Source organism: Pseudomonas sp. E102 (assembly GCF_052660185.1).
On the sequence record NZ_CP084025.1, the window covers coordinates 478390 to 501006 of the forward strand.

Here is a 22617-nt window from a genome sequence, read left to right on the forward strand (position 1 = left end):
AACAAGACGATATGCTGCGCCGGGGAATTGGCATGACCTCCCAGCGCACCCGGGAACGGTTGATCCAGCGGCTTTACGAAGAAGGGCTGTCGAATGCCCAGGTGCTGGAGGTGATTCGTCGCACGCCGCGTCACCTGTTCGTCGATGAGGCGCTGGCCCATCGCGCCTATGAAGACACGGCGTTGCCGATCGGCCATAACCAGACCATTTCCCAGCCTTATATGGTGGCCCGCATGAGCGAGCTGCTGCTGGAGGCTGGGCCGCTGGACAAGGTGCTGGAGATCGGCACGGGTTCGGGCTATCAGACCGCCGTGTTGTCGCAGTTGGTGGAACGTGTGTTTTCCGTGGAGCGGATCAAGGTGCTGCAAGATCGCGCCAAGGAACGTCTCGTGGAATTGAATCTGCGCAACGTGGTATTTCGCTGGGGAGACGGTTGGGAAGGCTGGCCAGCGTTGGCGCCTTATAACGGCATTATTGTCACGGCGGTGGCCACAGACGTCCCCCAGGCCTTGTTGGATCAGCTTGCTCCGGGCGGGCGCCTGGTCATTCCGGTCGGTGCGGGTGAAGTCCAGCAGCTGATGTTGATTGTGCGCGAAGAGCACGGTTTTTCACGACACGTCCTCGGGGCGGTGCGTTTCGTACCGTTGCTCAACGGGCCGTTGGCCTGAGCATTTGTGATCGGATGCTGAATTCCAGGACACGGACTGTGTCTTACGGCAGCACCCGTTCGCCGGGCTTCGGTTTGCCAGATAACGTTAAACAGCGTCGAGCAAACGTGTGCGGGCGGCCATTGCGCTTCCTTTATAGACGCGCAATGTCGGCGAGCCATAGGGCAACATGTCTGCCTGGACAGGCAGTTTCGAATTTCTTCAGCCACCACAAAGGGAGCGGCGGGTGAGTCTCACAGTCATTGCGCAGCGTATGGGTATCACGAGCTTAAAGCGCCTGGTGACTGGCCTTCTCTTGGGTACCTTGCTGGTCGGTTGTTCCAGCACGCCTTCGGGTAACGTCCGAGTGGTTGATCGCAACAATGCGACACCGCAACGGCCAACGGTCACGACCGGCCAGTATGTAGTCCGGCGTGGCGATACGCTGTTTTCCATCGCTTTTCGCTACGGCTGGGACTACAAAGCCCTCGCGGCCCGGAACAACATTCCTGCGCCTTATACGATCCACCCAGGTCAGACAATTCGCTTTGACGGGCGCAGCGGTTCAACGCCTACGGCGGTCGTCACCCAGTCCGGTTCCACACCTTCGTCCTCAAGCAAAACCACGGTTATCCGTCGTCCGGCGGGTCCCGCGCCGGCGGCTGTACCGTCCGTCGCGAACAAGCCGGCCCCTGCTCCGATGCCTCCTGCAGGCCCCGCCCCGACTGGCTGGGGATGGCCTTCTAATGGCGTTCTCATTGGAAAATTCTCTTCAAACGGTAGTTTGAATAAAGGAATTGATATCGCCGGGGATTTGGGACAGCCTGTTTTAGCCGCGTCTGATGGCACGGTTGTGTACGCCGGGAGTGGTTTGAGGGGCTACGGCGAACTCGTGATCATCAAACACAGCGATACCTACGTTAGTGCCTACGGTCACAACCGCAGGCTGTTGGTTCGGGAGGGGCAGCAGGTCAAGGTCGGACAGACAATTGCCGAGATGGGATCAACGGGTACAGACCGGGTGAAGCTGCATTTTGAGATTCGCCGACAAGGTAAACCTGTAGATCCGCTGCAATTCCTGCCACGTCGTTGATTCGGTTGTCAGCCTGTTCCGTCACGTAGAGGGAACAGGCTCCAGCGTTGCCAAGGATAAAGGCGTCGCTCGAGCTTGAGGTCGAACTCACCAAAGGACTATAACAATGGCTCTCAGTAAAGAAGTGCCGGAGTTTGACATCGACGATGAGGTTCTCCTTATGGAGACCGGCATCGCTATGGATTCGATGTCGAATGATGAAGGGGCGACTCCACCTTCCGTTCGTGCCAAATCCAAACACTCCGCTTCACTTAAACAACATAAGTACATCGACTACACCCGGGCGCTGGACGCCACTCAGCTGTACCTCAACGAAATCGGTTTCTCGCCGCTGCTCTCCCCCGAGGAAGAAGTTCATTTTGCGCGCCTGTCGCAACGTGGCGACCCGGCCGGTCGAAAACGCATGATTGAAAGCAACCTGCGCCTGGTGGTGAAAATCGCCCGACGTTATGTCAATCGTGGGCTTTCGCTGCTGGACCTGATCGAAGAGGGAAACCTGGGGCTGATTCGCGCTGTCGAGAAATTCGACCCCGAGCGCGGCTTCCGTTTCTCGACCTACGCGACCTGGTGGATCCGCCAAACCATCGAACGGGCGATCATGAACCAGACCCGGACCATTCGGCTGCCGATCCATGTGGTCAAGGAGTTGAATGTCTATCTGCGGGCTGCCCGTGAACTGACCCAAAAGCTGGACCACGAACCTTCACCTGAAGAAATCGCCAACCTGCTGGAAAAACCTGTGGGTGAGGTCAAGCGCATGCTTGGGCTCAATGAGCGGGTTTCGTCGGTGGACGTTTCCCTGGGGCCGGACTCTGACAAGACGCTGCTCGATACCCTGACCGATGACCGTCCCACCGATCCATGCGAGTTGCTCCAAGATGACGATTTGTCCCAGAGCATCGACCAGTGGCTCTCGGAGCTTACGGACAAGCAACGGGAAGTGGTGATTCGCCGCTTCGGCTTGCGCGGCCATGAAAGCAGCACGCTGGAAGATGTCGGCCTGGAGATTGGTTTGACTCGGGAGCGGGTGAGGCAGATCCAGGTCGAAGGCCTCAAGCGCCTCCGGGAGATCCTGGAGAAAAATGGCCTGTCGAGCGAATCGTTGTTTCAATAACACTCACCAAGCGCAGCAGAGAAAGCCCCGACTGGTTCGGGGCTTTTGCGTTTCTGGGCCATTTGATTTTCCAGTCCTACCCATTTTGTAGTTTCAGTTTGTAAGCCTTTGCCTACTGTTACGTAAGCGTTCGGTTTTCCTTCAATGGGACAGATGACTAACGAATGCGGTGAAAAATAGTTAACTAGTTGTTTTTAAACAAGATAAGTTTCTGTGAACGGACTGTTACAGAGGGCAGGAAGACGCCTGCGGGCCATTGCACAGAAATGGGAAAACACTAATATCAGTCCTGTGTCGACGGACAGACACACCTGTCAAGGATGATGGGAAGGAAAGGATATCGCAGGATGCGATTCATCAGGACGATGAATAGGATTAAAGGGATTAGGGAAAAAATGTGGGCGGGTCAAACCGCCCCTTTTTTTTGCCTGCGATTTTGTTTTCAACCAGCAAAAAGGCCCGCAAGGGGCCTTTGGTGACGCGGGAAAGATCAGCGCTCGAGGTCTGCGATCTTGCCTGGCTTGCCATCCCACTCTTCAGCGTCCGGCAAGGCGTCTTTCCTTTCGGTGATGTTCGGCCAGATGTCCGCCAATTCAGCGTTCAGCTCGATGAAGTTCTCCATGCCAGCTGGCACTTCGTCTTCCGAGAAAATGGCATTCGCCGGGCATTCCGGTTCACACAGGGCGCAGTCGATGCACTCGTCCGGGTGAATGACCAGGAAATTCGGGCCTTCGTAAAAGCAGTCCACCGGACACACTTCTACGCAGTCGGTGTACTTGCACTTGATGCAGTTGTCGGTGACGACGAAGGTCATTTCTAATTCTCTCCTCAGGCGGCTGCGGCGAAGCCCCTTCACGGTAGGGGTCGCGGGGTTCGGGAGCGATAGTCTGCAAACCCAGGCTAATAGGCAGCAGCATCCCAAACCGCGCGAGATTCTAACAGCTTGAAAGCCTGTGCGTTAGATCCGTGTCTTCAATGTATAAAGCAATTCGAGTGCACGGCGTGGCGTCAGGTCGTCCAGGTCAACCTTGGCCAGTTCATCCAGCACCGGATGGGGCAGGCTGGCGAACAGGTCGCTTTGCTGCGGCGCGGCCGGTTTGCCTTTGGTCGGGCGGGGTACTTCGTGGGGCAGGCTGGTGGTTTCCAGGCGGCTCAGGTGCTCGCGGGCGCGGGTGATGACATCGCTCGGCACGCCGGCTAGCTGCGCCACCGCCAACCCGTAGCTCTGGCTGGCTGGGCCGGGCAACACGTGATGCAGGAAGACGATGCGTTCGTTGTGCTCGGTGGCGTTGAGGTGGACGTTTGCTACCAGCGGTTGGCTTTCCGGCAGTACGGTCAATTCGAAGTAGTGCGTGGCGAACAGCGTGTAGGCGCGCAGTTGAGCCAGGCGTTCAGCGGCAGCCCAGGCCAGGGACAGGCCGTCGAAGGTGCTGGTGCCCCGGCCGACTTCGTCCATCAGCACCAGGCTGCGTTCGGTGGCGTTGTGCAGGATGTTAGCGGTTTCGCTCATTTCCACCATGAACGTCGAACGCCCACCCGCCAGGTCATCGCTGGAGCCGATCCGGGTGAAGATGCGGTCCACCAGGGAAAGTTCGCAGCTGGCCGCCGGCACGAAGCTGCCGATGTGGGCCAGCAGCACGATCAACGCCGTCTGGCGCATGTAGGTGGACTTACCGCCCATGTTCGGGCCGGTGATCACCAACATGCGGGTATTGTCGTCCAGGCTCAGGTCGTTGGCCACGAACGGCGTGGTCAGTACTTGCTCGACCACCGGGTGACGACCCTGGCTGATGCGCATGCACGGTTCGCTGACGAAGCGCGGGCAGTTCAGGTCCAGGTTCAACGCGCGTTCGGCCAGGTTGCTCAACACGTCCAGTTCAGCCAGGGCGGCGGCGGTGTCCTGCAGCGGCGGGAGCTGGCTGATCAAGTCTTCGAGCAGGGCTTCGTAGAGCATTTTTTCCCGGGCGAGGGCGCGGCTCTTGGCCGACAGCGCCTTGTCTTCGAACGCCTTGAGCTCCGGAGTGATGAAACGCTCGGCGCCCTTGAGGGTCTGGCGGCGAATGTAATCGGCCGGGGCTTGCTCGGCCTGCTTGCTCGGCAGTTCGATGAAGTAGCCGTGGATGCGGTTGTAGCCGACCTTGAGGTTGGCGAGGCCCGTACGGGCTTTTTCCCGGGCTTCGAGGTCGATCAGGAACTGGCCGGCGTTCTCGCTCAGCGATTGCAGTTCGTCGAGCTCGGCGTCGTAGCCGGTTTTCAGCACGCCACCGTCACGGATCACCGCCGGCGGATTGTCGATAATTGCTTTTTCCAACAGCGCGGCCAGTTCCGGGTAGGTGCTGGTGGTGCGCGCCAGTTGTTGCAGGTGCGGTGCTTCGAGGTCGGTCATCGCCACTTGCAGTTCCGGCAGCGCGCCGAGGGCGTCGCGCAGGCGCGCCAAGTCGCGGGGACGGGCATTGCGCAGGCCAATGCGAGCGAGGATCCGCTCGATGTCGCCGATTTCCTTGAGCTGCGGTTGCAACTGCTCGAAGCGATAGCGGTCCAGCAGGCAAGTAATGGATGACTGGCGCGCTGTCAGTACCGTCAGGTCCCGCAGCGGACGGTTCAACCAGCGGGTCAGCAGGCGGCTGCCCATGGCGGTCTGGCAGCGATCGACCACCGACTGCAAGGTGTTGTCGCGTCCGCCGGCCAGGTTGGTGTCCAGCTCCAGGTTGCGCCGACTCGCGCCGTCCAGCACCACGGTGTCATCCAGGCGTTCGTGACGCAGGCTGCGCAAGTGGGGTAGGGCGGTGCGCTGGGTTTCCTTGGCGTAGGCCAGCAGGCAACCGGCAGCGCCGATGGCCAGGGTCAGGTTTTCGCAACCAAAGCCCTTGAGGTCTTGCGTGGCGAACTGTTGGCAAAGACTTTTCAACGCCGAATCGCGCTCGAAGTCCCACGGTGCCCGACGACGTACGCCACGGCGTTTTTCCGCCGGCAGGTCTTTGGGCCAGTCGTCGGGAATCAACAGCTCCACCGGGTTGACCCGCTCCAGCTCCGCCAACAGATTTTCCCAGCCCTTGATTTCCAGCACCGAGAAATTGCCGCTGGTGATGTCCAGCACCGCCAGACCGAACAGGCGCTCGTCGCCCAGGACTGCAGCAATCAGGTTGTCCCGACGCTCGTCCAGCAAGGCTTCGTCACTGACCGTGCCCGGCGTGATGATCCGCACGACCTGGCGTTCCACCGGCCCTTTGCTGGTGGCCGGGTCGCCGACTTGCTCGCAAATCACCACGGACTCGCCGAGTTTGACCAGCTTCGCCAGATAACCTTCCGCTGCGTGGTAAGGAATCCCACACATCGGAATCGCCATGCCCGCCGATTGCCCACGCGCCGTCAGGGTGATGTCCAGCAGCTTGGCGGCTTTCTTCGCATCTTCGTAGAAGATCTCGTAGAAGTCGCCCATGCGATAGAACATCAGCTGATCGGGGTGCTGGTTCTTCAGGCGCCAGTATTGCTGCATCATCGGCGTGTGGGAGGACAGGTCGTTCACGGCGGTATTCATTGGGGTCAGGCAAAGCTCGTTGAAAGGTGTAGGCAAAAGGAGGGGCATCGGCCCGGCTTTTCCGCGATGGGCGCAAGGTTAACATGGGCGGTCTGGTGCTACCCAGGGATGAGTGCTTCGATGTTGGTGAAGCTGGGCTTCTTCCTTCCGATATCGCTTCTAGATGCGGCGCGGAAATATGCCTGAGGTATGAAACCAGGCAACAAAAAGCCCGACACATGGTCGGGCTTCGTTCCAGTCTTGACATCAGGCTCGTTTCGCCTCGGCCTGCATCATGACTAGGTTTTGCTGCTTGGTAGCCTCCGTCAAAACCTCGCTATAAACACGCTTCTTTTGGTCCGATTTCGCGTTACGAATAAAATCGGCGAAGGTGCTCTTGGTTCCTTTGGACAAGCCAAGCTTGATCGAAATCATAGGTGCCCTCCTTATGGTGCTCCGAGCATGGCCTCTAGGTCCGCCCGCGTGTGTTGCTCAGGGATATGGTAGTCAATCTTATCGACACCAGCCTTGTAAAGTCGTCCCGAATTGTCGATATGTTTGAGCAACAGATCTACATGGACATCACCTTGATACTCTAGCTTAAGCGCGTTCACGACGTCACGTGCTGCGAAGTATTGCTGGATGAAATGCTCTTTGTGAATCCTCCTACCCTCGGCCGCCTCACGAGCGTTGACAAACCCCCAGGCAAGCACAGGTGATTGATAGACATACAAAATTTGTATGAATCGGCCTTTTTTCAATGAGCGGTCGACGTTCCGTCTTGCAACATCTATGTTGGAAAACGTCCCGTCAAGGATAAACGATTGCCTTTGATCCAATGCGAATCGAGGATTTTGTCGACCAGAATCGAAACCCCACCCTGAAAAAGCCACGAATTTGTTCCCGTATAAGCTGGAAACTCACTTCGCAGCTCATCAGCATCTATCCGTAGAATGGCGGTATCCGCAAAGAGATTCACCAAAGCTATTGAGGCCTCGGTTTTACCTGCGCCAGGGGAACCCGCCATGAAAACTGATACCGGCGCTTCTTCTGGTGGATAAAGCTCCTTATCTGTAAGTCGTTTTGCGATTGCTTTTTTATTGGATCGAGCGAAGCGCAATGCGTCTTCATAAACGGTTCGATCTGCTAAAGCCACTTCCTGATTGCGAGTGTTGGCATCCTCCGTCATTAATCTAATCCTTTTTAATATTCCTGTGTTTGACCCGGACTCAAGCGACCTATTGGTGTCCAGTGCTGTCCATGATGGAAATCGGTGAAGCGGTGGCGAGGGAGCCTGCTTCTGCTTGAGTGCGGAGTGCACACAAAAAAGGAGGGCTCCCAAGCCCAGCGGAGCGAACTCCCCCAACAAGCTCTTCGTTTTCTTAAGTGAACACTATGGCTATACATACGGCCATTTATGTTTCTGCTTAATGGGACCTGTTTACCTCACCTCAACCACATCCAACGCCCGGTTCGCCAGCAACTGGCTCAGCTCGATCATCTGTTGAACCCCCAGCAGGATATTCCGCCGCGAGCCCTTCAGGTCGAATGCCAGGTCGCTGACCATGGCGTTGGCCGAGGCCAGGGTTTCGCTGAGGTTGGCGAGCAGGCATTCGGCGTCGATGTTGGGGGCGATGATGAAAAGGGTGTCGGGTGTGTCAGCGGTTTCTTTGTCGGTTTTCGGCTTGAGGTAATAGTCCAGGGCGCGGGTGGTCGCGTCGTCGAGTTTCTTGGCGTTGGCCGATTGGCTGCGGGAGATGTGATCGTCTGGGGGATTTGGAGTGTTCTTGCTCATGATGCTTGGATCCTCGAAGTGGGAGCCATCACCGATTCGCTACTAAACGAAGTGGGTGGCAGCTGTACGCAGGTTAGTAGACCGGGGATCCAAGAAACCGGCGCACCCGAGGGCGCCCTGCGCACAGCTACCATCGAATGCAGGAATGGGAATACCTGACTGGATGGAGCGATGTACATCTTGGAAATACCGGGCTACTAAACCCGATCACTGATGAGCAGTGACAGGATCAAAAGTACCGATGGGATCCAAGGCGCACAAGCCGGCGGATTCTGGCGTAGTTGTAGGCAGAGGCGCAAGGAAACGTAGCCTTGCGTCGCACATTTGAAGGACGTCTTTGAAGCCTTTTCCCAAGGGCTTGTAGGAAGAATTCCGTGGCGAGGGAGCTTGCTCCCGCTGGGCTGCGCAGCAGACCCTTCTTGTGAGCGCTTCGCACTCAAGCGGGAGCAAGCTCCCTCGCCACAAGAAATGCGCGACGCTGGAATTGCATATTTATGCAAATCAGCATTTGTCTTCTGCGAAAAGAACAAGCACTATGCGCGTTATGCAAAAACGCAACGTTTCTACCGTATTAAGAGCATTGCTCGATCAGCACGGGATCTCCCCCACGGAGCTTCACCGGCGTACCGGCGTGCCTCAGTCCACCCTCTCGCGGATCCTCAGCGGCAAGATCGTCGACCCTTCGGATAAACACATCTCGAAGATCGCCGAATATTTTGCCGTGAGCACCGACCAGTTGCGCGGGCGCGCGGACGTTGTGCCCGCCGGCAATGCACGCCGCGACGAGCCGCATTCCGAACTCAAGGACATAAGCCTGTGGGACGACGAAACACCTGTCGAAGAAGACGAGGTGTCGGTCCCTTTTCTGCGTGAGGTTGAATTGGCTGCTGGATCAGGAAGATTCGTCATCGAGGAAAGCGAGCGCTCCAGCCTGCGCTTCGGCAAGCGCAGCCTGCGCCACAACGGCGTGCAGTTCGACCAGGCCAAGTGTGTGACGGTACGCGGCAACAGCATGTTGCCGGTGCTGCGTGACGGCGCCACGGTTGGGGTGAACGCGGGCAAATGCGGGATCGGCGATATTGTCGACGGTGACCTCTACGCCATCAACCACAACGGCCAACTGCGGGTGAAACAGCTATACCGCTTGCCCACTGGCATTCGTCTGCGCAGCTTCAACCGCGATGAACATCCGGATGAGGACTACACGTTCCAGGAAATGCAGGACGAGCAGATCGTCATCCTCGGTCACGTCTTCTGGTGGGGCATGTACGCCCGTTAACCCCTCCGCTGTCAGATAAAACCCGCCGCCGCGCGGGTTTTTTTTCGCCTCCTGAAAACTGGCAACCCTCAGTGTTTCTGCGGGTTTCATGCGTTCATGCATTTGCCATGCATAAATAAATGCATTTACGCATTGACTGTATATGCATCCATGCATATTCTGTGTCCAAGCCGCTCGACAAAGCGGCTGGCAACAAAGCTCTTTAGTTCTACCCACAGGCAGCGATGAACCGGCCTTAACGGTTCAGAGGGTTGGCAACTGGCCCGGGTGTGCAGCGTAAAGCACCAGAAGCAGTTATCCGGCGGGCAGGGACCGCGGCCGGAGGAACAATTTGAATGGATCCGTACCGCGCCAGTCGCGCCGAAAGATCAAGCGCATTACTGAAAAGCCTGGGTAACCGGGCTTTTTGGAATGCCTGTGCCGCGAGGCACTTCAAACCGCCGCCAATGGGAGGGCTTTCGATGCTGAAGGATTTCAGATGCGGTCACTGTAAAAAACTTCTGGCCCGGATGGGCGAGAACACCGAACTCCAGATCAAGTGTTCCCGGTGTGGGACGTTGAATCATGTGAAGGCCGTTGAGCTTCGAGTGAACGCCAGCGAGCGAACAGCGTGCGGGATAGTCCCTGCATGCCGTACCCAATGACAGTCCTTCGCGAACAATCATTCGACTCAATAGGTATCACCATGAACTCTATTAAAAGAACCATTGCTCCATTCCTGCTGGCCTTCACGCTATTCAGCGCAACGGGCAACGCCACGGCGGCCAATCTTTTGACCAACGGCAGCTTTGAACAGCCGGGCTGCGCTGACAGTTGTGTGTTGAATAGGACGGGACAGGCCGATTTCATCACCGGTTGGACAACCTTCCTGTCTGGGGCGGAGTACTTCAATGTCGCCGCTTCGATCCGTGGTTCCGTAGCGCCGGCAGGTGTGGTGATTGTCGATTTGGCTAACAGCGTTTATAGCAACGGAGGTGGGATTCAACAGAACTTCGCCACGGTGGCCGGTGCTAAATATCGCTTGACCTTCAGCGCAGGTAATTCGGTTTACGCCAATCGCTCTGGGGAAGGTGTTATCCAAGTGAAAGTCGCCGGGCAAACCGCAACATTCAATACGCCAGTAGCCCGAGGCAGTGTGGTCGAATGGGCCACCATGACCTTGGATTTTACGGCGGTCACCACTCAAACAACCCTGGCCTTCTCCAACGAACAGAATCCTTACGTCAACTTCGCTTTCATCGACAACGTCATCGTTGAGCGACTGTAGAACGTCGCCTGTCTCCAAACGCTCATTACTCACCCCCAGGAAGCCTGACATGACAAACGAGCAACAAGCGTTGCTGGACATGCCGATCTGGCTGGTCATCGTGCTCGCCCTGGTGGGCGGGGTGTCCGGCGAGATGTGGCGCGCCGACAAGGAGGGAGCCCGTGGCTGGCCGCTGCTGCGCCGCGTGGTTCTGCGCTCCGGTGCCTGCGTGGTCTGCGGCGTATCGGCAACGATGCTTTTGTACGCCCTCGGGATGTCGATCTGGAGCGCTTGTGCCCTGGGTTGCCTGACCGCCATGGCCGGTGCCGATGTGGCGATCGGTCTCTATGAACGCTGGGTCGCCAAGCGGATTGGCGTCTGCGAAGTGCCACCGCGGGACATTCCTCCCGACCAGCCGTGAATCGTCCTCGCTGATCCAAAATAAAGGAGGCGATCAATGCCCGTCCTTATCGAAAAACCGTCGCAGCTGTTCTTCGCCATTGCCCAGACGCTGCGCGCCACTTATCCCGCCTTGAAGATCGGCAGCCCCCAAGAATTCGACGGCACCGACGACCAACCTTGGGTGCTGATCGCCATTGAGCGCGATGCGTCCGGCCTTCGCGCCAACGACGGGCGTATCGCCCATGTGCTGACGGTGTCTTTGCAGGTGGTCATGGCCGTTCCGGGATGGGACGCCTGCGATTTGGCCGCAGAGCTGAAGCAATTGGTCATGGATAACCGCTGGGGGCTGTCCGGTGATCAATGCGACCTGCCGACGGAGCTCGATGGCCTCCCGTCAACATTCATCCATCCGGCGCGGCAATACACCGCCTGGACCCTTTCTTTCAGCCAGGCCCTGTACCTGGGGCCAACGCTGCTGGATGACCCGTTGGGCATTCCGAAATTCGCGCGAACCTGGGAAGTCTTGAGCATCGACGACCCAGATCAATACACAGCACTCGAGGGTTGAACCATGTTTGATGCGCTGTTGCGGATGCATCTGGGGCCGATCATCGAGCGTCTGGCGCAGATGGAAACCGAGCTCGAAGACCTGCATCGGCGTGCGGAAAGTTTCTGTCGCATCGGTGTGTGTCAGGAAGTCGATGCCGCCACCAATACCTGCAAGGTCAGCCATGGCGGGCTGCTGACACCGGCGATCCGCTTCTTCAACCCGAGCGCCGGCGCCCAGAGCGAGTCGCGGATTCCGTCCGTGGGCGAGCAGTGCCTGTTGCTCAACCATGGCGGCGGCGACGGCGGTGGCCAAGCGGTGGCGCTGTTCGGCCTTAACGGTGGTCAGTTTCCGCCCGTCTCGACCCAGGCTTCGCTGACGCGTCGCCTCTATCAGGACGGCGCGGAAAACGGCTACGACCACGCCAGCCATGTCCTGCATTGGAACAACGGTCCGGCGGCATTCAGCGGTTCCCGCGAATCCCTCCGGTTGAACATTGGCCCATCCAGTTTGGTGATGACGCCGCAAACCATCGAGCTGCAACTGGGCGCTGTTGGCATTCGCCTCGACGCGTCGGGTGTGCACCTGAGCGGCCCGGTGGTGGATCACCAGGGACGCGTCATCAGTACCGCATAAGAGATTTCCCCATGATTGGAATCGATCGAAATACCGGCGCCACGGTCGACGACTGGCTGCAGTTCGTGCAGCGCGCTACCCGTGCCTTGACCACGCCGTTGGGCACTCGTCAGAAGCGTCCGTTGTATGGCTGCGCACTCACGCAGTTACTGGGGCAGAACCTCGGTGACGACCTGCTGATCCTCGCCCAGAGCCATGCGGCCCAAGCGTTCTACAACCCGCACAACGGTATCGATGATTTCGAGCCGCAGGTCATCGTTGCCAGCCGGCACGGTGCGGGATTGCTGCTGCGTTTCGCCGGCACCTGGAGAAACCGCAAACAGACTTTCGAGGTGGTGGCATGAGCATGTTGATACCCGGCCAGAACCAACTGGCCGAACCGGCCATCGTCACCGTCGAGGCATTCGAGGATCTGCTCGCAGAATTCAAGACCTTCGTGGTGGAGTATGTCGCGGCACGCTCTCCCGCAAGCGCCGCAAAACTGGTCGACAGCCTCGAAAACGAAAGCGAACTGCTGACCCTGGCCCTCGAGGCGTTCTGTGTCCGGCTGCAAACCCACGAACGCAAATACAACGCCCGCATCAAGCAGATGCTGGCGTGGTGGGCCACCGGCACCAACCTCGATGCTCGCCTCGCGGACATGGGTCTTGAACGCCAGTTGCTCGACCCGGGCGATCCGGCGGCATTCCCGCCCGTTCCCCCGGTCTACGAGAGCGATGACGATGCGCGGCTGCGCTACTACCTGGCGCCCCATGCCCCGGCGGCTGGCTCGCGCATGCAATATCGACGGGAAATTTTCACCCTGGGGCAACGCCCCGTCGTGAAGGTTGAAAGCGCTTCGGCGGGTGTGGTGACGGTCACGTACACCTTCGACCCGGACAGCTACGCCGCCCAGATCAAGGACGGCAACGGACGCCGCACCGCGCCCGGCGAAGTCACGGTCACGGTGCTGTCCCGCTACGGCGATGGAACGCCATCCGAAGGGCTGCTCGACGGTGTTCGCGAGCACTTCGCCCGACCGGATGTACGACCGGAAACGGACCGGGTCATCGTCCAACCCGCGCAGATCGAGAGCTACAAGATCCGCGTCGTGGCGAAGATCAATCCCGGCCCTGACTCGGGCCTGACCCAGGTTGCTGCACAGCGGCAACTGCAGGAATACGCCGAGGCCTGCCATCGCCTGGAAGGTCGGGTGGACCCGAGCTGGATCGACTACACGCTGCACAGCGCCGGCGCGGTTCAACTGCAGATTCTCGAACCGCTTGCGCCGATCGTGACGACGGCTTTCCAGGCGCCGTACTGCACGGGCGTCGAGGTCGAGGTGGATACGTTATGAGCGACGACACATCTCGACCGAGCCTGCTGCCGGTCAACAGTTCACCGCTGGAGCGGGCGCTGGATCTTGGGTTTGCCCAATTGCTGGAACGCATCGATCCGCCGTTTCCCGAGTTGATGAACCCGGCGGCCACGCCTTTGGCGTTCCTGCCGTATTTGGGGGCGGATCGTGGGGTCAGTGAGTGGAGCACCGCGGCGCCCGAGGCTGAAAAACGCCTGACCGTGGAACTCGCTTGGCCCACCGCGCGGCAGGCGGGGACGCGAACGGCGCTGGAAAATGCCGCGAAGGGTTTGCAACTCAGGCCCGAAGTGCGCGCCTGGTATGAACAAACGCCACCAGGCCCGCCCTACAGTTTTTCCGTCAGGGCGTTCACGGAACAGCCCTACAGCGAAACCATCGACGCCCGTCTCGACCGCCGCCTGGCCGATGCCAAGAGTGAGCGCGACACCTTGGGCGTTTCGGTCGGCTTGAGTGCCTTCGGCCGTCACGTCATCGGCGCCGCCACGCTGTGCGGTGAGCTGACTACCGTCTTCCCGATTGTCATCGAAGGGCTGCAAGCCTCGGGCCAAGCCTATATGGCCGCCGGGCTCTACACCGTCGAAACCTCCACTATTTATCCACAGGGGTCCTAAATGGCCGACTACTACACCCTGCTCACCGATGCGGGGATCGCCTACGAAACCGCCTGCAAGGCGGCGGGCACACCGATCAAGTTGTCGCAGATCTCCGTCGGTGACGGCGGCGGTGCGCAATACAACCCGGCGGCTACCGCCACCGCGCTCAAGCGCGAAGTCTGGCGCGGGCCGCTCAATGCGCTGTTCCAGGATGAGAAGAATCCGAGTTGGTTGCTGGCCGAGGTCACCATCCCGTCCGACGTGGGCGGCTGGTATGTGCGTGAGGCGGGGATCTGGACCGATACCGGGATTTTGTATGCGATCGTCAAATATCCGGAGTCGTTCAAGCCGGTACTGGCGACTTCGGGCTCGGGGAAAGAGTTTTATATCCGGTCGATTTTCGAGACGAGTAATGCCGAGCTGGTGACGTTGTTGATTGACGATACCGTGGTCAAGGCGACGCGAGCCTGGGTGACCGGCTACGTGGCCGACGAACTCGCCAAGCTCGACAGGAAGCAGTCGGTGCGTGTGGCGACGACGGCCAACATTGTCTTGAGTGGTGCGCAGGCGATTGATGGTGTGGCGGTGGTCGCCGGGAATCGGGTTCTGGTCAAGTCCCAGACCTTGGCGAAGGACAACGGTATCTACGTGGTTGCGAACGGTGCTTGGGTTCGGGCGACGGATGCCGATGCGAGTGTCGAGGTGACCTCGGGATTGATTGTCTCGGTGGAGGAGGGGACGACGCTTGGTAACACGATCTGGCAGTTGATTACCGATGGGGTGATTGTACTGGGCACTACGGCGTTGGTGTTTCAGAACATCACGCAAGGGTTTGCGCCGCTCAATTCGCCCGCGTTGCTGGACGTCCCGACGGCTCCGACTGCACCGGTCAGCACCAACAATCAGCAACTCGCGACGACTGCATTTGTGCAGCGTGCGCTCGGCAACCATTCGAGCGTTGGTGGGCTGGACGCGAGTACCGTTCTGACTGCGGATGCGTTCGGTAAGTCGTTCATCATCAACTCGGCCAACCCGGTGAATATCACCTTGCCGAAGGCAAGCACTGGGTTCAATGGCGGCACCATTAACCTGCTGAACGTATCGACCGGTACTGCAACCATCGTCTTGCAAGGTACGGATTATGTGGCGGGTATTGCTGCTAATCAGTTGGTGTTGAAGACAATGGACAGCATCACCTTGTCGACCGGCGCGGGCATTACCTGGTATGCGGAGAACGGATCGGTCCCGGATGCGTTGTCTGCTGCGTTCAACGGAGGGGTTCGGGCCGTCATGGCTCGTTATGGCCTGGGGGGCTCTGCCTACAGCTACACCGGGAGTATCGATAGCCTCGTGGAAAACGGTGTGTTTCTAGTCAGCGCTTCGACCACGGGAACGAAGCCGGAATATCCCCCACAGCAGGGCACGGGACAAATTCCCCAGGGCACCGTGTTCCACATGGAGCGGGGCAGCAGCAACATGGCTACGCAGGTTTGGGATTCGTTGGTGAATTCCATCCTACCGATTACTTGTATACGTACGCGTACTGCTAGTGGTGTCTGGACTTCTTGGGCGCAGATATGGAGCAGCAACAACACTCCAAAACAAGCTAACCCGCTCGATCTGACCCCGGGCGCAATGCTTGCTCCAGGGGCGTTTGGAGTGGGCCGCGCAATCGTTGGTACCGCGCTCGATTTGAATGACTACACGATACCGGGTGATTACCTGACAGCCACGTCAGGCCAGCTCAACATCCCGCCCGGCTGGAGCCCTACTCGACGTTACGGTCTCAGGGTTTCCGGCCTGTCCAATGCCGGCGAGCGTCTGACACAAACGCTGATTGGGGGAATGTCCGGGGATGAGGTTGGCATGGCGGTCCGCGCGCGTCGTGAGGATGGGCAGTGGAAAGACTGGGAGGAAATTACAACCAGTCGACACGGTCCTTTCAAGGCAACTCAGACTTATAAGGCCGCCGGGGTGTTTACTTGGGCAGTGCCAGCTGGCGTCAGGAAGGTCTGGGTTACTGTATTTGGCGGTGGTGGCGGTGGCGGGCGCTTCTCCCACGGCGGAGGCGGCGGAGGTGGCGGCGGGATTGCCGAAGGGTTGGTAGATCTGACCGGCGTTTCCTCTGTCACGGTTACTGTTGGCGCTGGTGGGGCTGGCTGGGCCGGAAGTGATGGCGACGGAGCCCCTGGCAATGCATCGTCTTTTGGCAGTTTCATGAGTGCCACGGGCGGCGCTGGTGCGTCGAAGTGGTACGGCGGCAGAGCGGGCCTTGGCTCAGGAGGAGATATCAATACCACGTTGGGCTCAGGTGGACATGCAACTCGCCACGACAATGGCGTGGCTTCTTCTGGATCCATATACGGCGGCGGACATGGCGCGGGCGGCCGAGGTTATGGGGCAGGAGCGGGTTCAGTTGAGCAAGGCGGTTCGTCTAGTACGCTTGCCGGCAGCGGCGGGGGCGGTGGCAATGAAAACGGCAACGGTGGCAATGGGTCGCCCGGCCAAGTAGTTATCAGATGGTGATCAACATGTGGGCATTGATACAAGACAGCGTTGTGCATGAGGTGACGGAGGTCGATCCAGCAGGACGTTTCCACCCGGATTTGATGTGGAAACCATGCGGCGAAGAAATCAGCCACGGATGGCGGTACGACGGAGAGGCATTTGTCGAGCCGGTGAGGGAGGGCAATTCTCTGGCCGCCAGCGAGCGAGCCTGGCGCGATGAGAAGATGCACGCCAGCGAGTGGCTCGTGACACGTCATCGAGATGAACAGGACTTGCAACAGGAGACTACCCTGACGGACGCTCAGTTTTCCGAATTGCTTATCTACCGGCAGTCCCTCCGGGATTGGCCGCAGTCACCTAGTTTCCCCGACAGCCAACACCGCCCCGTCGTGCTGTCCTGGTTCGCCAGCCAAACCCAATAAATCGCCCCGCACCACGGGGCATTTTTTTGACCGTCAAATTTCAACAACACCCAATAGCCCCTTCCCCAGGGGCTTTTTCATATCTGGAGACAAACCCAAATGGCACCACGCCAAACCTACACCGTGCTACTCCCTTTCCCCACCGGAGGCGGTCATTGGTCCAGCACCGGCCAGGAACTCGACCTCCTCGACGTCGAGGCCAACGCCTTGCTCAGCGCCGGTCGCCTGGCATTGAAAAAAACCGAAGCCGGCGAATCGGCTTCCGCATCCACCCCGGCCAAAAAGGCCACCACCAAAAAGGCTGAATAACCATGGCTGAGGTTTTGAACTTCGAGCACAACGGCATCACCGTCAATGCCACCGAATCTCCCGAGGCCATGGGTGGCCTGGGGGACAACGTCATCGGGCTGGTCGGCACCGCGCCGAATGCCAACCCGCTGATTCCGAAAAATACTCCGTTTCGCATCAACAGTTTTACCACCCAAGCCCAGCTCGACCCGAGCGGTGCCGAGGCCGGGACGTTGTTCCACGCGGTGTACCAGATCCTCAAAGTGGTCAAGGTGCCGGTGTATGTGGTCATCGTCGAAGAGGGCGCGACACTGGCCGACACGCAGAACAATGTAGTCGGCGGCATCGAGGCGCAGACCGGGCGCAAGTTGGGCCTGGCCGCGTTGAGTGGCGTGGCCGAAGACCTGACGATCATCGGCGCGCCGGGCTTCACCGGCACCAAGGCCGTGGCCGGCGAGTTCGCTTCGTTCGGCAAGCGCATCAAGGCCCGTGTGGTGCTGGATGGCAAGGACGCCTCGGTCGCTGATCAAGTGACCTACAGCCAGGAGTTGGGCGGCGCCGACCTCGGTTTCGACCGTTGCCTGGTGGTGCACAACATGCCGGCGGTGTACTCCAAGGCGGCGAAGAAAAACGTCTTCCTGGCCCCGTCGAGCCTGGCCATCGCCGCACTTGCCAAGGTCAAGCAGTGGGAGAGTCCGGGCAATCAGGTGACCTTCGCCGAGGACGTTTCCCGCACCGTCGAATACAACATCCTCGACACCTCCACCGAAGGCGATCTGCTCAACCGCTACGGCGTCAGCTATTACGCCCGCACCATCCTCGGCGGCTTCTCTTTGCTGGGCAACCGTTCCATCACCGGCAAGTTCATCAGCTACGTCGGCCTGGAAGACGCCATCAGCCGCAAGCTGGTGAAGGCCGGCCAGAAAGCCATGGCCAAGAACCTGACCAAGTCGTTCATGGACCAGGAGGTCAAGCGCATCAACGACTGGCTGCAAACCCTGGTGGCCGACGAAACCATTCCTGGCGGCAGCGTGTACCTGCACCCGGAACTGAACAGCGTCGAGAAGTACAAGAACGGCACCTGGTACGTAGTCATCGACTACGGCCGCTATGCGCCGAATGAACACATGATTTATCAACTCAATGCCCGCGATGAAATCATCGAGCAGTTTCTGGAGGACGTTCTCTAATGTTTACCAACCGCGTAAGACAGGCCATTGCGGCCACCCTGCAGGGCCTGCCGTTGTCGGCGACCGTGGAAGAATTCACGCCGCCGAAAATTGAATTCGAAATGGAAGAAATGCGCGGCGGACGCTTCATCGGCGAGGAAATGGCCAAGAGCGGCAAAGCGCTGACAGCCAAACTGGTGCTGCAAGGTGTCGGCCCGGAAATCATGCTGGCGCTGGGCGTGAGCGTCGGAGACGACATCCTGCTGAACGTGCGCGAGGCGGGCCAGGATCAGGACGGCAATACCTGGTTCACCTACCACACTGTGGGCGGCAAGTTGAAATCCCTCGACGAAGCCGCCCTGAAAATGAACGAGACGCCCACCACCACCCTGGAGCTGTCCTGCCGCACCTACAGCCGCCTGGAAAACGGCATCCCAGTGATCGACATCGACGTGCGCACCCAGAAGTTCGTGCTCAACGGCGTCGACATTCTTGGCGATGCGCGTCGTGCGGTGTTGCTGCCTTAAGCAGTTGCCAGCCGGCTAGATGCAATCCCTGTGGGAGCGAGCTTGCTCGCGATAGCGGAGTGTCAGACACCTTGATATTGAATGAACCGTCGCCATCGCGAGCAAGCTCGCTCCCACAGGGGATCCCCGATTTTTCAAGGAATTGATTTTATGTCCTGGATGCCTCCAACCCTTGAGCTGTTATCGCCGATCACCGATGACGACGGTTCGCAGCTCGAGCAACTGCAACTCAGGCCGCTGTACTACGCCGCGCAAAAAGACGCCTTGGCCCGTGCCGGCGATGACGAAGACGAGCAATTCTTCGAATTGGCCAAATTGGCCACCGGCCTGTCGGGCAAGGAGCTCGATCAGCTCAAGCGTCCGGATTACGTGAGCATTGCCCAGTACGTGCTCGAAATGTCCACGCGCCCGGCGTCGTATTTCCTGGATGACCCACAGGCCGATCCTGACCAGATGCCGCTGCTGCAACCACTCGACGTCGCGGGCCGCAGCCTGACCTCATTGACCCTGGAAATGCCGGTTCTGCGGGCCACCAAGGCGATGAAGAAACTGAAGACGGCCAAGGAACGCGCCGAGTTCATCACGGCCCATTGCACCGGCCTGATGCTGCCCGATCTGGCCTCGCTGACTGTGCCTGACTGGACGCAACTTCAGGTGCGCATCGACGATTTTTTAAACAAACCGGCGGACTTCTTTCGGAGCGCGACATCGAAGTGATCCTCGATGTGGTGCCGCTCATTTACTCGGTAAGTGAAGCGGAAATCCTGGAGTGGGACGCCGGCAAGGCCTTGCGCCGATACGACATCGCGATCACTCGCCTTGGCGTGAAACAGGAGTAGAGCGGGATGGCGGACGATAGATATTCGCTCAGATACGCAGCCTTCAACGAGAGTGGGTTGGCGGCCTCAAATACGAACCCTGCGAGCAGTGTGATCATCTCCGCTGGGGATCGGCTGCCAGGACTGAGCCTCGCGATGGAAAACCTTGGGCTCAAGCTCGGCCGACTGACCACGGCAATCGAGTCGCTGACCGTCAAGCTTTCGGCGCAGCGATTGTTTTCCCAGGCAATGGGAACCGGCGCCAAGGGCGAGACAGCCAAGGAACCGAAGGGTCAGCCGGCCGGCGGTATTGAGCCACCAGAACTGCTGAAACCCGCGATAGCGATGGATTCAGCCATTGCCGATCTGAAGCTGGCCACCCAATTCAGCCCTCGCCAGATTGCCGAGATGGCTGAGCCCACCCAGCGCATCGCCAGCGCGCCATTGGTGGCGGCGGGCGGGACCACGGCGGTTGATGTCGTGAGGATGGAAAGCCTGGCGGCCAGGGCGGGAATCAGCAGCGATCTGCCCAATGCCTCGGACCGGCAATTGGCACTGTTGCGCTTTGCCAGTGATGCAGGGGTGACGGCATCCACATTCAAGATGCCGGCCATGGAAGCCGCCGAGATGCTGCTCGGCTGGCGCACCGCCATGAAACTCAGCGCTGAAAAAGCGTTTGACCTGGCGGATGCAACCAACCACCTCGGCAAGCTCCCCGGCGGTGCGAAAGCCAGTGAGATCGGTACCGTGTTGCAGCGTGACGGTGCGGCCGCGACTTCGGCGGGTTTGCAACCAGCGCAAGCCGCAGCGTTGACGGCGGCGTTGCTCAACACCGGTTCGCAACAAGCTGAAGCCGGCGCCGCGCTGGATAGCTTCGCGAAGGCTTTGGGCAAGGGCAATCAGGCCTCCGCGACCGAGCAGGCAGCCTGGAAGCAGTTGCGGCTTGACCCTGAGGAAGTGGCGAGTGGGCTGCGTGCCAAAGACGCAGCGCCCGGTACGGCGATGTCGGTATTGGCGGCCTTGAATGCGCAGCCTGTGGACCAGCGCCCGAACCTCGCCGCTTCGCTGTTTGGCGTGGGCGACCAAGCGGTGCTACGCATGGCTCAGAAGCTTGACGATGTGAACGCAGCGTTCTGGCAGGTGAAAGACCCGGCCCACTACGCCACGTCGCTATTGGGTGACAAGGGCTCGGTGCGGCAGGATGCGTTGGCGTTGTCGAACACCCAGCAAGGTCGGTGGAACGTCTTCAACGCCAGCAATGAGCGTTTGTCGGCGGCCGCTGGCAATGCCGTGACACCCGTTGTGGACAGCTCGCTGCAATGGCTCGGGTCGTTGAACGATGACATGAGCGAGTTGGCTGAAACCTCACCTAAAGCCGCCGCCGCCATTGTGCTGGTCGGCGCGGCGATCAAGCCGCTGGTGGGGGCGTTGCTCAAGGCCCTCACGGATGAATTGGGCAGTCGAGCGGCCAAGCGAATTTTGGAGCCGACGAGCGCTGCGAAGGCCGAGGGTGGTGTGAGCGGCGGCCGCTCCCTGCAAGGCGTGACCAGTACATTGCGTACGGTGACTCGTTTAATGCCCAAAGCGATGGTTTTAGGTGCCGCCGCTGAGGTCGTCGAGGGCGCGATCAATGGGGACGGCGGAATGATCGGAGAGGGCCTGGGGGCCGCTGGCGGCGGCCGGGCGGGCGCGTCGGCAGGCGCTGCGATTGGCACCTTTTTCGGTCCGGGCATCGGCACCGTCCTCGGTGGAGCGATCGGCGCGCTTGTTGGCGGCCTGACGGGAAGCTGGATGGGCAGGGAGGCGGGGTCCTGGCTGGGTGACAAACTCGCCACGCCCGCCGACAGGCTCGCCGCCCCAGAGCAGGTCAGCAAAGACCTGGCCGGCACCCAGGCAACCACCCAGCAAAACACCCTGACCGCAAACATCTACATCAACGGCCAGGATCAGGCCAGTGCCGCCCAATTGGCGAACCTGGTGGTGCAACAAATCAGCAGCCAATTCCAACTCATGCCCAACTCACTCGCCATGCGCAGTGACGCGGCCCTGACGGACGGAGGTACGTGATGCGTCAACAAATGGCGTTGGGCAATTTCATTTTCGGCCTCTCCCGCAACTTCGCTTATCACTCGCTGGTTCGCACCTCGGACGGTGGCTGGAAAAACATCGACATCCTCACCAGCAAACCCAGGTCCAGTCAGGTCGGGCAAGGCTTGCAAGGGCTGACGATCACCGGCAAATCGATGTATGCGACCGCCATGGATCGCCTCGATGAATTGCGAGCACTGCAAGCCTTGCGCATCCCTTTGCCATTGGTCGATGGCATCGGTCGCAACTGGGGGCTGTGGCAGATCAACAAGGTGTCGGAGACCCAGACCGAGGTCATCGACGATGGCACGGCGATGGTGGTCGGTTGGGTGATTGATTTAACGGAGTTCGCCAATGCGTAGGGTTCGAAGTATCGCCGGTGATTCGGTGAATCTGTTGCTGTACCGCGAGCTTGAGCGCTGTGACGACCTCGTTGAGGAGGCGCTCTGGCTGCTCAATCCGGGGTTGGCGCAATGGGGCCCGGTATTGCCGGCGGGCGTATGGATTGTCCTGCCGGAAGTGGATCTCAAGCCCGTGGCGATCCCTCCGGTTTCGGCCTGGGATTAAGGAG

General features: G+C 59.4%; 25 protein-coding genes and 1 pseudogene. 21 read left to right on the plus strand and 5 right to left on the minus strand.

Features of this window, described 5'->3' with window-relative positions:
- Positions 1–32 precede the first annotated feature (32 nt).
- The 3 genes from DOCECA_RS02280 to rpoS all read left to right on the plus strand — a co-directional run bounded on the left by DOCECA_RS02280 (position 33) and on the right by rpoS (position 2854).
- Complete coding sequence (locus DOCECA_RS02280; protein WP_161796107.1) at positions 33–668, plus strand: protein-L-isoaspartate(D-aspartate) O-methyltransferase; 636 nt, start codon at positions 33–35, stop codon at positions 666–668.
- Positions 669–894: 226 nt separating this feature from the next.
- Entirely contained in the window at positions 895–1740 is an 846-nt protein-coding gene (locus tag DOCECA_RS02285) for a peptidoglycan DD-metalloendopeptidase family protein (protein WP_434562560.1), read from the plus strand.
- A 106-nt stretch (positions 1741–1846) separates the two neighbouring features.
- Complete coding sequence (gene rpoS, locus DOCECA_RS02290) at positions 1847–2854, plus strand: RNA polymerase sigma factor RpoS (protein WP_420764258.1); 1008 nt, start codon at positions 1847–1849, stop codon at positions 2852–2854.
- 490 nt (positions 2855–3344) lie between these two features.
- On the opposite strand, the gene fdxA is transcribed toward rpoS, so the two are convergent.
- From fdxA to DOCECA_RS02315, 5 genes and pseudogenes are all read right to left on the minus strand, one after another.
- Positions 3345–3668, minus strand: a complete 324-nt coding sequence (gene fdxA, locus DOCECA_RS02295) for a ferredoxin FdxA (protein ID WP_065886008.1) — start codon at positions 3666–3668, stop codon at positions 3345–3347.
- Between the two features lie 144 nt (positions 3669–3812).
- A complete protein-coding gene (mutS, locus tag DOCECA_RS02300; RefSeq protein ID WP_420764259.1) occupies positions 3813–6380 on the minus strand; it encodes a DNA mismatch repair protein MutS in 2568 nt (855 codons plus the stop codon).
- A gap of 258 nt (positions 6381–6638) precedes the next feature.
- Positions 6639–6806, minus strand: a complete 168-nt coding sequence (locus DOCECA_RS02305; protein ID WP_186611217.1) for a hypothetical protein — start codon at positions 6804–6806, stop codon at positions 6639–6641.
- An 11-nt stretch (positions 6807–6817) separates the two neighbouring features.
- Positions 6818–7560 (minus strand): annotated as a pseudogene (locus DOCECA_RS02310) (zeta toxin family protein).
- Positions 7561–7812: 252 nt separating this feature from the next.
- The gene (locus DOCECA_RS02315) at positions 7813–8166 is read right to left on the minus strand and encodes a DUF6124 family protein (protein WP_445571400.1); all 354 of its coding nucleotides are present in this window, start codon (positions 8164–8166) and stop codon (positions 7813–7815) included.
- A gap of 544 nt (positions 8167–8710) precedes the next feature.
- Here DOCECA_RS02315 and DOCECA_RS02320 point away from each other — a divergent pair.
- From DOCECA_RS02320 to DOCECA_RS02405, 18 genes are all read left to right on the plus strand, one after another.
- Positions 8711–9445, plus strand: coding sequence for a LexA family transcriptional regulator (locus DOCECA_RS02320; protein ID WP_003198297.1), 735 nt, complete (start codon positions 8711–8713; stop codon positions 9443–9445).
- 461 nt (positions 9446–9906) lie between these two features.
- Positions 9907–10089 carry a Com family DNA-binding transcriptional regulator gene (locus tag DOCECA_RS02325; RefSeq protein WP_434651105.1) on the plus strand — a complete coding sequence of 61 codons (183 nt, stop codon included), beginning with the start codon at positions 9907–9909 and terminating at the stop codon, positions 10087–10089.
- A 41-nt stretch (positions 10090–10130) separates the two neighbouring features.
- On the plus strand, positions 10131–10712 hold the full coding sequence (locus DOCECA_RS02330; protein ID WP_445571401.1) for a DUF642 domain-containing protein: 582 nt from the start codon (positions 10131–10133) through the stop codon (positions 10710–10712).
- A gap of 49 nt (positions 10713–10761) precedes the next feature.
- Positions 10762–11112, plus strand: a complete 351-nt coding sequence (locus DOCECA_RS02335) for a phage holin family protein (protein WP_434650110.1) — start codon at positions 10762–10764, stop codon at positions 11110–11112.
- A 36-nt stretch (positions 11113–11148) separates the two neighbouring features.
- Positions 11149–11661 (plus strand): hypothetical protein, encoded by a 513-nt coding sequence (locus DOCECA_RS02340; RefSeq protein ID WP_445571402.1) that lies wholly within the window; start codon positions 11149–11151, stop codon positions 11659–11661.
- A gap of 3 nt (positions 11662–11664) precedes the next feature.
- On the plus strand, positions 11665–12276 hold the full coding sequence (locus tag DOCECA_RS02345; RefSeq protein WP_434609857.1) for a phage baseplate assembly protein V: 612 nt from the start codon (positions 11665–11667) through the stop codon (positions 12274–12276).
- 11 nt (positions 12277–12287) lie between these two features.
- A complete protein-coding gene (locus DOCECA_RS02350) occupies positions 12288–12620 on the plus strand; it encodes a phage baseplate protein (RefSeq protein ID WP_420764265.1) in 333 nt (110 codons plus the stop codon).
- On the plus strand, positions 12617–13612 hold the full coding sequence (locus DOCECA_RS02355; protein ID WP_445571403.1) for a baseplate J/gp47 family protein: 996 nt from the start codon (positions 12617–12619) through the stop codon (positions 13610–13612). Before DOCECA_RS02350 ends, DOCECA_RS02355 begins: the two co-directional genes overlap by 4 nt.
- Positions 13609–14244: a phage tail protein I gene (locus DOCECA_RS02360; RefSeq protein ID WP_445571404.1), complete on the plus strand. Its 636-nt coding sequence runs from the start codon at positions 13609–13611 to the stop codon at positions 14242–14244. Before DOCECA_RS02355 ends, DOCECA_RS02360 begins: the two co-directional genes overlap by 4 nt.
- Positions 14245–16752, plus strand: a complete 2508-nt coding sequence (locus tag DOCECA_RS02365) for a phage tail protein (protein ID WP_445571405.1) — start codon at positions 14245–14247, stop codon at positions 16750–16752.
- Positions 16746–17156, plus strand: coding sequence for a phage tail assembly chaperone (locus DOCECA_RS02370; protein WP_445571406.1), 411 nt, complete (start codon positions 16746–16748; stop codon positions 17154–17156). The genes DOCECA_RS02365 and DOCECA_RS02370 overlap by 7 nt, the downstream gene beginning before the upstream one ends.
- 99 nt (positions 17157–17255) lie before the next feature.
- The gene (locus DOCECA_RS02375) at positions 17256–17465 is read left to right on the plus strand and encodes a hypothetical protein (RefSeq protein WP_445571407.1); all 210 of its coding nucleotides are present in this window, start codon (positions 17256–17258) and stop codon (positions 17463–17465) included.
- A gap of 2 nt (positions 17466–17467) precedes the next feature.
- On the plus strand, positions 17468–18634 hold the full coding sequence (locus tag DOCECA_RS02380; RefSeq protein ID WP_434609871.1) for a phage tail protein: 1167 nt from the start codon (positions 17468–17470) through the stop codon (positions 18632–18634).
- A complete protein-coding gene (locus DOCECA_RS02385; RefSeq protein WP_420764272.1) occupies positions 18634–19140 on the plus strand; it encodes a phage major tail tube protein in 507 nt (168 codons plus the stop codon). Before DOCECA_RS02380 ends, DOCECA_RS02385 begins: the two co-directional genes overlap by 1 nt.
- A gap of 150 nt (positions 19141–19290) precedes the next feature.
- Positions 19291–19857 (plus strand): phage tail assembly protein, encoded by a 567-nt coding sequence (locus DOCECA_RS02390; RefSeq protein WP_420764273.1) that lies wholly within the window; start codon positions 19291–19293, stop codon positions 19855–19857.
- Between the two features lie 257 nt (positions 19858–20114).
- Positions 20115–22025: a phage tail tape measure protein gene (locus tag DOCECA_RS02395; RefSeq protein ID WP_445571408.1), complete on the plus strand. Its 1911-nt coding sequence runs from the start codon at positions 20115–20117 to the stop codon at positions 22023–22025.
- Positions 22025–22408, plus strand: a complete 384-nt coding sequence (locus DOCECA_RS02400) for a phage tail protein (RefSeq protein ID WP_420764275.1) — start codon at positions 22025–22027, stop codon at positions 22406–22408. Before DOCECA_RS02395 ends, DOCECA_RS02400 begins: the two co-directional genes overlap by 1 nt.
- Positions 22401–22613 carry a tail protein X gene (locus DOCECA_RS02405; RefSeq protein WP_420764276.1) on the plus strand — a complete coding sequence of 71 codons (213 nt, stop codon included), beginning with the start codon at positions 22401–22403 and terminating at the stop codon, positions 22611–22613. The genes DOCECA_RS02400 and DOCECA_RS02405 overlap by 8 nt, the downstream gene beginning before the upstream one ends.
- Positions 22614–22617: the final 4 nt, after the last annotated feature.